General features: G+C 51.7%; 10 protein-coding genes. 5 read left to right on the top strand and 5 right to left on the bottom strand.

Features of this window, described 5'->3' with window-relative positions; genetic code table 11:
• Window positions 1-28: 28 nt before the first annotated feature.
• Complete coding sequence (locus CSR04_RS20320; RefSeq protein ID WP_102798174.1) at window positions 29-652, bottom strand: class I SAM-dependent methyltransferase; 624 nt, start codon at window positions 650-652, stop codon at window positions 29-31.
• A gap of 92 nt (window positions 653-744) precedes the next feature.
• On the opposite strand from CSR04_RS20320, the gene CSR04_RS20315 reads away from it, so the two are divergent.
• Window positions 745-1,632, top strand: a complete 888-nt coding sequence (locus tag CSR04_RS20315) for a LysR family transcriptional regulator (RefSeq protein ID WP_216362607.1) — start codon at window positions 745-747, stop codon at window positions 1,630-1,632.
• Window positions 1,633-2,664: 1,032 nt separating this feature from the next.
• Here CSR04_RS20315 and CSR04_RS20310 read toward each other — a convergent pair.
• Window positions 2,665-3,129, bottom strand: a complete 465-nt coding sequence (locus CSR04_RS20310) for a nuclear transport factor 2 family protein (protein ID WP_102798172.1) — start codon at window positions 3,127-3,129, stop codon at window positions 2,665-2,667.
• A gap of 164 nt (window positions 3,130-3,293) precedes the next feature.
• Here CSR04_RS20310 and CSR04_RS20305 point away from each other — a divergent pair, with 164 nt between their 5' ends.
• Window positions 3,294-4,643, top strand: a complete 1,350-nt coding sequence (locus CSR04_RS20305) for a GGDEF domain-containing protein (protein ID WP_102798171.1) — start codon at window positions 3,294-3,296, stop codon at window positions 4,641-4,643.
• Window positions 4,644-4,704: 61 nt separating this feature from the next.
• Here the strand turns inward: CSR04_RS20305 and CSR04_RS20300 are convergent, their stop codons facing one another.
• From CSR04_RS20300 to CSR04_RS20290, 3 genes are read right to left on the bottom strand one after another with little or no spacing between them, the layout of a single operon-like run.
• Entirely contained in the window at window positions 4,705-5,724 is a 1,020-nt protein-coding gene (locus CSR04_RS20300) for a hypothetical protein (RefSeq protein ID WP_102798170.1), read from the bottom strand.
• A gap of 23 nt (window positions 5,725-5,747) precedes the next feature.
• A complete protein-coding gene (locus tag CSR04_RS20295; RefSeq protein ID WP_102798169.1) occupies window positions 5,748-6,428 on the bottom strand; it encodes a LytR/AlgR family response regulator transcription factor in 681 nt (226 codons plus the stop codon).
• Window positions 6,425-7,972, bottom strand: coding sequence for a sensor histidine kinase (locus CSR04_RS20290; RefSeq protein ID WP_102798168.1), 1,548 nt, complete (start codon window positions 7,970-7,972; stop codon window positions 6,425-6,427). Before CSR04_RS20290 ends, CSR04_RS20295 begins: the two co-directional genes overlap by 4 nt.
• Before the next feature lie 177 nt (window positions 7,973-8,149).
• Here CSR04_RS20290 and CSR04_RS20285 point away from each other — a divergent pair, with 177 nt between their 5' ends.
• From CSR04_RS20285 to CSR04_RS20275, 3 genes are read left to right on the top strand one after another with little or no spacing between them, the layout of a single operon-like run.
• Complete coding sequence (locus tag CSR04_RS20285) at window positions 8,150-9,019, top strand: ABC transporter ATP-binding protein (protein WP_102798167.1); 870 nt, start codon at window positions 8,150-8,152, stop codon at window positions 9,017-9,019.
• Window positions 9,019-12,225, top strand: coding sequence for a M1 family aminopeptidase (locus tag CSR04_RS20280; RefSeq protein WP_102798166.1), 3,207 nt, complete (start codon window positions 9,019-9,021; stop codon window positions 12,223-12,225). Before CSR04_RS20285 ends, CSR04_RS20280 begins: the two co-directional genes overlap by 1 nt.
• A complete protein-coding gene (locus CSR04_RS20275) occupies window positions 12,222-13,211 on the top strand; it encodes a hypothetical protein (RefSeq protein ID WP_102798165.1) in 990 nt (329 codons plus the stop codon). Before CSR04_RS20280 ends, CSR04_RS20275 begins: the two co-directional genes overlap by 4 nt.
• Window positions 13,212-13,233 lie beyond the last annotated feature (22 nt).

The following is a 13,233-nucleotide window of genomic DNA, read 5'->3' as shown; positions in this document are numbered from 1 at the left end:
GGATTTTCCAAGCAGCGCAAAATAACCGTTAAGCTGGCTTCTTTGCCACCATAAAAACGCTGGGGCTTTTTTCCTGCTGCCACACATAATCTACTTCGAATCCGGCTGCAATGATACTTTGTTGCAGTTGCGCCAAAGTAAACACATAAACCGGCGGCATTAACCCCAATAACCGGCCAAGGGGTGCAATCAGGCCGATACATTTCCAGGCACTGTCCCCCAGACAAGCGGTGCTGGTAATAAACACTCCACCTGGCTTCAGCCAGTTAAATGCTTGCTCTATCATACTTTTCCGATCTTTCACCAAATGCAGTAGATTCAGTGCCAGCACCATATCCAGCGGCACCTGCGGATTTAAATCGTCACAGCTACCCTGCTCAAAGCTGATATTGCCGACACCTGCAGCAGTGGCTTTTTCCCTGGCAATCTTCAGCATATTAGCTGCAATATCCGTGGCCAGAATATGCGCCACATAAGGGGCATGCAGTAGCGCGGTTGACCCGGTACCACAGCCAAGTTCCAGCACCCGGCTGTCGGGGCGAAAATATTGCCGGGTTACCGCCAGTTTGTGTTCATAAGATGGGATGTCGGCAATGGTACTTTTGGCATACTTCTGTGCGACCTTATCCCAGAATCTGACACTTTCCTGCATGGTTATCTCGTATTTGTTGACAAAACACCATCATAGCCATGCATAAAAGACGTTAGAATGGCGAAATATTCACTTCAGCTATGCAAAAATGTATGACTTGGCAGGACAGACACTTTGACTGGAACCATGCGAAAGCCTTCTTGATTACCGCCGAACAGGGTTCGTTCTCAGCAGCGGCCAAAGTGTTAAAGATCACGCAACCGACCTTGGGCAGGCAGGTTAGCGCATTGGAAATGCAACTGGGGGCGACCTTGTTTGAACGCTCAGCAAGGGGGTTATTGCTGACCCCCAGCGGCCATGAACTGCTGGTCTATGTGCGGGCCATGCAGGAAGCTGCCGAGAAACTGTATATGGCAGCCGGTAGTCATGCCAAAAGCCTGGTGGGTAAAGTCAGTATCAGCGCATCTGAATCCGCCGCTGCGCATATTCTGCCGCCAGTCCTGAGCAAACTGCATCAACAGGCACCAGGGATCCAGATAGAGTTGCTGGCAACCAATGAAAGCAGTGACCTGCTAAGGCGTGAAGCCGATATCGCCCTGCGCTCATATCGCCCAACCCAGCCTGATCTGATTGCCAGAAAACTCAGGGATGAACGAGCCCATTTATATGGGGCCAAAAGTTACTTGCAGAAATTCAGTCGCCGCAGTGTGCCAGCAGATTTAAACCAAGCGGACTTTATGGCTTTTGAGCACAGCACCATCATGCAGGACGAGCTGAAAAAGCGCGGCTTTACCCTGACTGCTGCCAATTTTCCCTTTGTGGTGGCCAATCACTTGGTGCAGTGGCAATTGGTGAAACAAGGCGCCGGACTGGGCTTTATGGTGGAAGATGTGGGCGACAACGAGCCTTTGGTGGAACGGGCCTTACCGGGTATGGCGGCCTATGATGTGGAATTGTGGTTGGTGATCCACCGGGAATTGCATACCAGTGCCCGTTTGCGCCTGGTGTTTGACTTTCTGGTCGAACAGTTGGGGCAATAGTGCTAACCACTGTTTTTTTATACTTCTGCGCAGCTAGATTTTCACCACAGAGGCGCAGAGAACACAGAGATTTCACAGAGGTTTAAGGGCTTGCTATTGGCGAACTCTGCGGCTCCGCGAGAATGGCTTGCGTGCCTTTCGTGGTAATAAATTGTGCGACCACGAACTACACGAAAAGACACGAACTGGCCTTCGGCCGATCCGATACCTGGATACTTCTCGCGGTGACGCTGAAGGCGCAGAGAAAAGCTCGCAGTGACAATGTTTTCAACCACTCTGTGATCTCTGTGCCTCTGTGGTTTTTAAACATCTGCGCAGTTAGATTTTCACCACAGAGGCGCAGAGAACACGGAGATTTCACAGAGGTTTCAGGGCTTGCTCTTGGCGAACTCAGCGGCTCGGCGGCTCGGCGGCTCGGCGGCTCGGCGGCTCGGCGAGAGAGTTTTCGTGTTTGTTGTGCCTTTCGTGGTAATAAATTGGGTGACCACGAACCACACGAAAAGCCACGAACCGACCTTCGGTCGACACCAGGATACTTCTCGCTGTGACGCTAAGGCGCAAAGAAAAGCGCGCACTGACAATACCTTCACCCCCTCCGTGTTCTCTGTGACTCTGTGGTTTTTTATACTTTGCGCAGATTAATTGTCACCACAGAGGCGCAGAGAACACAGAGATTTCACAGAGGTTTAAGTACTTGCTCTTGGCGAACTCAGCGGCTCCGCGAGAGAGTGGCTTTCGTGATTTTCGTGCCTTTCGTGGTAATAAATTATGCGACCACGAACCACACGAAAAAGCACGAACTGGCCTACGGCCAATACCGGGATACTTCTCGCTGTGACGCTAAGGGCGCAAAGAAAAGCTCGCCGTGATAATACCTTTAACCACTCTGTGATCTCTGTGTCTCTGTGTTTTTTTATACTTTGCGCAGTTAGATTTTCACCACAGAGGCGCAGAGAGCACGGAGATTTCACAGAGGTTCTAGGTAATTATCTTAGCGAACTCAGCGGCTCGGTGGTGAAACGCTAAAGCCAATCAATGCTCAGCGATAAATGCCTGGCAGTCTCCCTCAAAGGTCACGTCAATCAGATATTGAATCTTCCAGCCTTGCTCGCTCTTAATCAGAACAAAATTATTAACACCGCAATGACTTAGCTTATTATCCAGATAAAAAGCAAAGGGCGTCCAGACGTTGGCCAGATTGCCATGCTGCTGCACCTTAACGGCCAGTAGCTGTTCGTCCAGATAGGCCTGGCTGGTGGCGATACTGTTAGCAAATTTCTGCACATCCGACGTTTTTATCAGGCCATCGGCTGTCACTCGCTGCAATTGTGCCATTGGTGCAAACTGTGCCAGCAGGGCGGCTTCGTCATGGCTTCGCATGGCATCAAACAAAGTATTCACCGGCTTTAGCAGCTCTTCATTCGCCAGGGGTTGAGTGCCCATGGCCAATACTGCCCCGCTAGTCAATGTCAGAGCAGCAAACATTAGCGCACGCATGGTATCTCCAAATCAGCTATCTACAAACAGGCCAATCTACACCGGAATACCTGTGGAACAAAGGGGCATAGAACAGCCGCCGCAGGCAACTCCTTTGTTATTTAGCCCTTTTACCCAGTAGCAATCCCCGTTAGGATCAGCCATTTCCTTGTATAGCACACTCCATGTTAGATTGGCTGAACGCTTCCCTGACTCGCAAGATTGGCGGGTTGTCGACAATGCTGTTGTCATTTCTGTTGGTCGTAATCCTTTATTCCGTTGTCAAACTGCAAGTCATTAATGACGAAATGCGAGAGGTGGCAGAGATAGATATTCCACTGTCAGAAACGATGGCCGAAATTGAGATGCTACAGTTACGCCAGCACCTGCTGATGGAGCAAATAGGCCAGGCTCAGACCTCGGCAACCAACATGCGACCGGATCAGGTTAATCAATACAGTCAGCAGTTGAACGTGCAGATTGATAAGGCAATAGAGGTAATCCGAAACGCTCTAGATAATGGTGCAGTGCAGGAGAAAGTGACTGAACATCAAAGCGTGCTTGCATCATTGCAGGCCTTGCACCAGCACCGTGATAAATTTGCACAGGGATATAGCCGTTGGCTTGAGGCACACACAGAGCAGCGCCTGATTCAATGGCAAAAATTGCAGGACCTCGATACACAGCTGGATGATGAAGCTGCCGGTCTGTTATTAGCAATGGAACAGCTTACCCTGGAGATTGCTGCTTATGCCGAAAAGCACGAACGCGAATTTATGTGGGTAAATTCCACTCTAGGCGTCAGTGCCCTGGCCATTGGCATCTATTTAACCCTGTATATCATCCAGTCTTTTCGTCGACGTATCGGCCATATCCAGCACCAGATAGGGGATTTTCAACAGTCACTGCAACAACAAAACACCATGTCACTGTGCTCAGATGTAACCCGTACAGGCCAGGACGAATTGGCCGAGCTGGAAACTGACATAAAAACCCTGATGGATAGCCTGTCAAAAGAGATGCACAACCGAGTGGAAGTGGAAAAGCGGTTAATTGAACTTGCCACCCTCGACCGCCTGACAGGTGCGTTTAACCGACATAAATGGGAAGAGCAAATCAGCGAAGAACTGGCGCTGGCAGATCGGGGCGCACCGCTGAGTTTACTGTTACTGGACGTGGACCACTTCAAATCCATTAACGATGGTTTCGGTCACGATATGGGAGATCAGGTACTGATATCGCTGGTCACAAGCCTGAGACAACGACTGCGTAGTACCGATATGCTGTTCCGCATCGGTGGCGAAGAATTTGCCATATTGCTACGCCAGCATGACAGGCAAGCCGCGACCTTGGTGGCTGAACAGTTACGTATGCATATCGAACAAATAGCGCTACCCGATTTGCCCCAATTTACCGCCAGTATCGGCGCCAGTACCTTCCGTAGCGGCGATGATGCACAAAGCCTGATGAAACGTGCCGACCAGGCTTTGTATGACGCTAAACAAGGTGGTCGTAACCGGGTGATGGCTGGGTAGACAACTCAGCCCGGCATTGAGCTGCATCCAGCTTGCAGCGAAATAAAGCACGACTTGCGCATTAAGGTGCCCTGCCAAGCAACTTTTGCGCTTTGCGTGCCAACGCTTTGTTCGGGCTCTCCTGTACTATCCGCTGGAGTAGCTTCCTGGCAGAATCGGTCTCTTCAGAGTCGGCCAACGTCATTAATAAGCTGGCAATATCAAAATTCACCTCCGTTGGCAGTGAATAGGCATTAAGTAATATGTTCAACGCTTTGATGCCTTTATCCATGCCAATTTGCTTGTCATTAGCAAACTCACCAACCTGATAGCAGGCGTTGTACCATTTAACCTGCAAATGCCATGTCATAGCAGGGCGATGCTGGCAAGCCTGCAGAAAGTAGGCCTGCGCCTGTTCATAGCTGCCGATGGTCCAGTACCACTGGGCCACCCTTTCCAATACATCAAAATCCTGCTTAAACGCACTCGCGGCTTGTTCAGCCATAGATTCGCCAAGAGCAACATCATCTTCATTCTGGGCAAGATTAATCCGGGCGATATACCCCCATTTTTTATCCAGTGTCGCAATCTTGTCAGTAAGCGGCTTTTGCGCTGCAGCACTGCCGCCATAACTGTCCCCCTGCCCCAACGCTGAAGCCTGTAAAGTCAGATAATACGGATTTTCCGGAGCCAGCACTCCCGCCTGAATTTTAGCTTTAACCGCTTTTTTGTAGTAACCACGTTTGGCAAAGATACTGGCCTGATGACCAATGGAACGCCACACCTCAGACGAAAATGCAAAGGTCTCGGGGTTGCTGGCAAACTGTTGCTCAAAGGACGTTAGTCGTGCATCTGCCAGATCCGTTGCAGATGACGCCAGCAGATACAAAATCTCCAGCGCCATCAGTTCATAGCTCCTTTGCGGTGCTGTTTTGTCTAGCAGTGCTGCGGCTGGCCTTTTGTCCCCTTGCAACAGCGCCTGCGTTGCCTGTTGCATCTCTGCAGATACAGGTACCGGATTTACTGCACTGGCCAGGCTGTTACTAGCCAACATTGCACTGAACGGGATTAACAACAGTAAAGATATTGCTGAAATACGCATACCACTTCCTTGCTGAGGCCGATTTAAAGTAATCCCGACACATTGTTCCGGTAAGCCTTACCCATTTTAATCTTCTGACCACTGCGCAATGTAAGTTGCTCTGTGTCCTTGGCCACCACCCAGGCCTTATTGACCAGAAAGGATTTATGCACCTGCACAAAGCTGCTTTCTGGCAGGATTTCGGCAAAGTGTTTCAGCGTTGCAGCCGTCAGCAAACAGCCATCCTCCAACCAGACCTTGACATAATTACCATAGGCTTCAACACAGCACACTTTGCTAAGCTCAACTTTACGGTCTTCCCTGTCCACCCTGATAACAATATGACTGGTCATCTCGGGTGGCGGCAATACCATGCCACTACGGCGCCGCACTTTGTCTAAGGCCTGGGCAAAGCGTTCAGCACTGACAGGCTTCAGTAAGTAGTCGGTAACATCCAGTTCAAAGCCCACCAGTGCATGTTCCTGATAAGCGGTACACAGCACCACTTGTGGACGGTTCGCCATCACCCTGAGCATATCCAGGCCGGATAACACCGGCATATGGATGTCCAGCAGTATCAGGTCAACCTGCTGACTGGCCAGAAAGGCCAGCGCTTCGGCAGCGTTATAGCACTGCCCCACTACATCAATGTCTGGATGCATGCGACTGTGGTGTAACAGCACCTCATGGGCCAGTGGCTCGTCATCAATGATCAGGGTTTTCATAAGTCCATCTCCAACCGCGCAACCCAGCGCTGGCCTTGCCGTTCACTGCGTAACGTAAATGCCTCGGCATAGCCCAGCTGTAAACGCCGCTGCAGATTTGTCAGGCCTATGCCGGTTGGCGCATCCGGCGTTGCTTCAGGCAAGCTGTTACTGCACTCAAAGGCTAAATGCCCGGCTTGTATACGCAAGCTTAGGTGAATATCGCACTCACCTTGACTGACTTCCGCGCCATGTTTAAAAGCATTTTCCACCAGCATAATCAGCAGTAACGGGGCGATTTGCCAGTCGCCTTCGGCAATTTGAATATCCGTGACTATCTTGCAGCGTCTGGTTACCCTGAGTTGTTGCAATTCAAGATAATTTTGCAGGTAGGCCAGATCATCGCGCAGTGCCACCCTGGACTTTTGCCCCTGATACACCACATAACGCAACAAATCCGCCAACTTCAGCAACATAGGCGCGGCCAGTGCTGACTGGGTCAGACACAGGGCATACAGGCTGTTGAGGGTATTAAACAGAAAATGCGGATTGACCTGCTGCTGCAGCATTTTCAGCTCGGCCAGGGTTTGCACCTGGGTAAGCTCAGCCACTTCACGGGCATTGTGCTGGCGCTCAAAGGCCAGAATCAACGGCGTACTGAGGGCCCAGATAATGCCAGCCACCAACAGATTCAAGGTATCAAACGGCAGATGATTCTCTGAAGGTAATAAACTTTGTTCGGCAATATTCAGGGGCAATTGCAACACCAGAACACCGAACAAGGGATAAGACAGCAACAACCAAACGGCACTGCACAGCAGAAACGGATACACGCCCTGATTCGCCAAAACCCGGCGGACCAGCACATAGCGATTAACCCAATAATAAACAAAGATGATTCCAGCCAGCAGCCCAAACTGCCAGCCATAGTATAAAGTCAGTGGCCATTGGCTTAACATCTGGCCGGGGTCAAGTCGTGGCTCAAGGGGCTGGTTATGCATAGGATCGGGGTTATACACAAACATGCCACTCATCAGCAGCACCCAGCCACCCAGGCACAATAATAAAGCAGCATCCAGTGACAGCATATAACGCCACCATGCTTGTCGCTGATGCAGCGTGGCGCTTTGCTGATAAGCCTTATGTAGCCAGTACGTCAAGGATAATCCGGCCGCAAGCAACCAATACTGCACGCCCATCAACAGCGGCAGAGCCTCAGGCCAGCCACCTTGTAACATCAGACTGAATGCGGGATAGATCGCAAAGCCCGCTAACCAAACAAGATAACCACGCCAATCCGAATGGCCTGCCAGCCACCACTGCGCCGCCATCAGTGGCAGACTTTCCAACAGCAGCTGCAAGGCTGTTTGCAGGTAAAGCGCCCAGCCACCGCGCAACTGGATATAGTCGTCGTATTGCTCTGGCGCATAGCCGTGCAGCCTTACCAGGGCCTCAACCAGAATCGCTACCAGAACCGGTAATACAGGCTGCAGTTTATAAAAGGGTTGGAACGATAACGCTTTCAACATAATGGCAATAACGGGTTCGGGTGGCTGGGTTGTCATGGTTGGTCAATTGGCCGAGCTTGTCAGCCGAATCATGACAAACCCGCCGTTTTTACTGATAAACGTCAATTTACCCTTCGAAATCAATCATGTCATAAAAATCAGCGCCTTTGTCATTAAAGCCTTTATCACCTAAGGCATGCCCCGTAGCCTGCCAAAAAAATTTGGAGACCAACCATGCTGGAACTTCACAACATTCACAAAACCTACCCCGACGGCACGCGCGCCCTGCAGGACATCTCTTTGCAACTGGGCACGGGCATGGTAGGACTACTTGGCCCTAATGGTGCAGGCAAATCCAGTTTAATGCGCACCATCGCCACGCTTCAGACACCAGACAGTGGCCACATCCTTTTCAATGGCCAGGATGTGTGGCAACAACCAACCAGATTGCGCAACAAACTGGGATACCTGCCGCAGCACTTTGGCGTTTATCCCCATATATCCTGCCAGGGGCTGTTAGAACACCTGGCCATTCTTAAAGGCCTGAACAGTCGGGCTCAGCGTCGTCAGCAGATTGAACAGGTGTTAGCACTGACCAACCTTACAGCACATGCTCAGCGGCAACCCAGTCATTTTTCCGGGGGCATGTTACAACGCTTTGGGGTGGCACAAGCTTTGTTAGGCGATCCGCAGGTATTGATTTTTGACGAACCAACGTCGGGCCTGGATCCCGCTGAGCGTCTGCGTCTGCACCAACTTCTGCACGACATTGCGCAAACCCGTTTGGTGCTGCTGTCTACGCATATTGTTGAGGATATCGAACATCTGTGCCGCCAAACCGCCATATTGCTGGACGGCAAGATAGTCGCCAGTGGTCAGACCGGCGCCCTGTTCAGCGGTCTGTCCAACAGGATATGGCAAGGACCGCAACAGGGCGTGATACCCGAGCATGCCATCTTACTCAGCCAACGGCTGCACTATGGCAATCCAGTGGTCCGTTTGTTCTGTGAGGAGCAACCCGGAAGTCACTTTGAACCAGCCATCCCCTGTCTGCAGGACTGCTATTTTCTGCACCTTGTGCAACAAGTGCAGGAGGCAGCCTGATGCGGACCCTGATGTTAAATGAGATACGCTTGGGGCTTCGCCAGCCGCTGTATTGGATATTGACAGTTGTCGCTGTGCTGTTTGGCTATTTTGTTGGATGCGGCATCCATACCAGCCAGGCTGAGCTGTTCACCCAGGCGCATTTACAGCACCTGGTCGGTGCCTTGTGTATGATGGCGCTGCCCTGGGCCACCGGCCTGCTGGCGGTTTTCAGTCTTTACAGGGCAGACAGCTATAAGATGCGAGAGCTGGTACTGAGTGCATCTTTGTCACAAACCCGGCAACAGATGGTGCAGGTCGCCGGCCTGACCTGCCTGACGATACTGCTGGGTATAGTCGCTGCAACGGGTTTGCTGGCGGGACTGCTCAGCAGCGCAAATCAACTTCCTGAATATCAGGTGATATTGAGTGTTGCCCTCAACCTGCAAGGTCTGCAGTTGCTCATCGGCCTGCCGGCCAGCTTACTGTTTGTCGCGTTTTTCTGGTTGCTGCATAGCCTGAATTCTTCTCCGGTACTGACTTATCTGGCAACCTTTTTATGCTTTGTCAGCTATACCCTACTGGCCACGGCCAGTGGCTCACCACTGATGGCAGGCGCGCAAACACCCGCCCCGTGGCTGGTCAGTACAATGAACTATCTGGATTGGTTTGGCTTAACGCCGCTTATGGCTAAACAGCCGGACCTGGCCTTAGTCATGCTGAACAGGTTACTGATTATTCTGGCCGCCACACTTTTGGCTTACTGTGCGGTTCGCCTGAAAAATCGCCGCGATAACACCAAAAAGCCGGCATGGGATTTGCCATTAAAAAGCCAGGATTCAAATGTCACAACCTTTCACTTCATTCCGGCACAGCCAGGCGCCTGGCATCAGCTATACGCCCTCACCCGTATGCAAGCCGGGCAAATTTTCAAGCGCCCGGTAATCTGGCTGATAGGGCTTATCTGGTGTGCGCTTGTTGCTGGCGAAACCTACCCTTCCATTCATCATAGCGAACCCGGCGCTGAACTTACCGGTCTGAGTTTTGATGCGATAAATCGCTTTATGTGGGACATACTACCGCTGTTTGGCTCAGCCCTGCTGTTGTATTTCAGCGATCTGTTAAGCAGGCGAGACAAACAGCTCAATATTGCTGGCATCGTACAGGCCCTGCCAATTGCACCATGGACCGTGCTATTGGCCAGACTGGTGTGCCTGCAAGGTTTGCTGGTGAGCATTTTATTACTGGCGGCCAGTACCGCCATTTTTTGCCAGTGGCTAGCACAAAGTCCGGTGCAACTGACGGAATATGGGCGCTTTATGCTGTATGCCGGACTGCCCCTGGCGGCACAAGGTACGGTATTTCTGGCCATTCAGGCCGGCATCGGGCACCGTCTTGCTGCCTTGTGTCTATGTGGGCTGCTGCTGATTCTGCACTTTACGCCACTGGCCGCACTGCTCGACATTCATCATCCGCTGGCCCGGCCTTTTGCAACACCGCTAAGCGCAGCGGACGGCTTCTGGGGTTATGCCCCTAATCTGGATGGCTTCTGGGCGTTCACGCGATTCTGGTGGCTGTTTGCTGCGGTGCTATTGATTGGCACCCTGACCCGCATTCAAGGCCGGGGTTGGCCGCCACAAAGGCTCGCTGCCGGGCTGACCTGCCTGCTACTCAGCGTGCCTCTGACCTTGCAGGGCTATGCCATTCAGTCCGGGCTGGAATTGAACGGCCAGTATTTCTCCCCCGACCAGCGCGCTGCAATGCTGGCCAGCTACGAGAAAACCTATAAAGGTTTTGCCAACTTGCCAATGCCAGACATTCAGCATATCCGTACTGAAGTGGACTTTTACCCTGACCAGCGACAAGTGCAGATCCATGGCCAGTATCAACTGCTGAATAAGCAGAATCAGCCAATAGAGCAGATTCTGGTGGGTGAGAACTGGCAGGTCCCGCTGCACAGTATCAGCCTTAATACCGATAATCACCTGATGTACGATCAAAGGTTGGGACAACGTATTTTCAAGCTTGCAAAGCCGCTTCAGCCAGGCCAGTCGCTGACGCTGGATTTCAGCCTGACGCTTATGCAAAGCGGTTATAGCGCGTTACCTCAGCATAAAATATTGACCCGGGAATTTAGCTATCTGCGCGCTATCCCCTATTTTCCGGCAATAGGCTATCTGCCCATTCGTGAACTGCAAAGCACGGATCTACGTCGCGAGTACGGCCTGCCCGTGAAAGCCGAACAGTCTGTAGAACAGGCGCTGGCAGCCAGAGACAAAAGCCGGGATGGCTATCAGTGGAGCAGCATGGACACGCAGATTTCCACACCACTGGGCTATCAGAGCTTTACCCAGGGTGAACTGATTCGCAGCTGGCAACAGGATAATCGTCAGTACCGCCGTTTTGTGACGAACCAACCTGTTCGTAATATACAGGGGTTTATCGCCGCGCCCCTTAAATTAAGCAGCCGTGTTATTCAGGGGCTGACCCTGCAGGTGGCCTATCAGCCCGACCATCAGGCCAATGTGCCCATGACACTTGATGCTATGGCGCAAACCGTGGAATTTTTATCTACCCATATCAATCCGTACAACGGTAAGACCCTGACGCTGATTGAAAAACCCGATCTAAGCCCTACGGGTTATGCCCTGCCCCAGCTGATTCTGATTGGTAGCCGGGTAGGATTTCGCAGCCTGCAAAATAATGTCATGCCCTACAGTCAGGCATACCGCCGCGCAGTGCACGAAACCGCCCACCAGTGGTTTGGCCATGCCCTGGGCAACGGCATTGAGCAGGACAGTGCGTTTTTGGTTGAGTCGCTGGCTAAATATATTGAATTGGTGATGCTCGAGCGGCAGCAAGGCCAATCAGCCATGCAGGCCCTGGTTAACTATGAAAAACAGCGTTACCTGAATGCCGAGCAGCATAACCGCCAGCCAATGCGCAGTTTAATTAGTGCCGAGTCGCCACACGATCAGTATTCACGCGCCACTTTGGTTTTTGCCAGACTGCGTCAGGCTATCGGTGACCAGCCCATTCTTGCAGCACTGCAAACCCTGGGCCGCGAATACAGCTATCCCAAACCTCCGGCCGGTTCCATCGATTTTATTCAGGCGCTGATTAACCAGGTACCTGAACAACGCGCACTGATAGACATGCTGTTTACCAGCCAGGTGGAACCGGTGAAATGGTTGGAACAGCTGCAACTCAGCAAGGAGGAAAAATGAAACACAAACTACTAGGGCTGGCAGCCGCATGCTGCCTGTTCAGTTTATTTGTTCAGGGCCAGGATAATCTGCAAAATGCTTACTATCTAAGAGACTACATGCAAATGGAACGTTTGCTTCAGGAGCAGACACTTTCACCCGAACAGCAGGCTATCTGGCAGTCTGCCCTGGCCGTGGCAAAGGATGCCGACGATCAGGACAAACAGCTGGAAGCACTGACCCGACGTTACCCTGACAATGCCGAAGTACATTATCAGGCAGGCCGACTTTGGTATGAAGTGAAAGAGCAATCCAGTTTTATCAATAAAATGGGCTATATAGACCGTCACGTAAAGCACATGCTGCGCGCTTATGAGCTAGAGCCGGATAATCCTAAATATATGCGCGAAGCAGCTAAAGCGCTGGCCTGGGACAGTTTGTGGGGCTGGGACAAAGAGGCAGCCAAAGCGCTGGTTGAGCGACTTGCACAACTCAATCAGCATTACCACCTGCTGGCCGCGATGGATTACGCCCAAAATACCCAGAATCAACCAGAGGGCCACAAGCTGATAGCTGAGGTGCAGGCCAACTTCAGCGAAAATGTGCCACTGATGGAGCGCGCCGCGCAGTTACAACTTACCTATGATCAAAAGGCAGACGCACAGCAGAGTTTTTATCAAACCTGCCTGCTGACACCTAAGCAGGCAACATCATTACCCATATGGCGGGATGCCTGCCAGTGGAGCGGCTATCTCAGCCTGGAGGGCTATGGCAGTCAGCAGCAAGGTCTGCAAGCCTTAACCCGACTGCTAAGCGAAGATCGGGTTTATGACGACTATTATGTGCAATCCCTGCTGCTGCAGGCCGAACTGGCTGAGTCAGCCAAAGAACACGTACTGGCCAGACAAAGTTACTTACAAGCACAACAGCTCAGTACAGATCAAAGCGTACACAAAGACATACGCAGGGCTTTGAAGCGCCTGAGTCAGATTGGGGATGCTGAATAGGTTGAGCTGGTAAAGAGCGGGT

The organism is Bowmanella denitrificans, from assembly GCF_002887595.1.
Taxonomy (GTDB): Bacteria; Pseudomonadota; Gammaproteobacteria; order Enterobacterales; family Alteromonadaceae; genus Bowmanella; species Bowmanella denitrificans.
The sequence above is the reverse complement of the archived record's forward strand: the minus strand, read 5'-3'. Positions and strand labels throughout refer to the sequence as shown.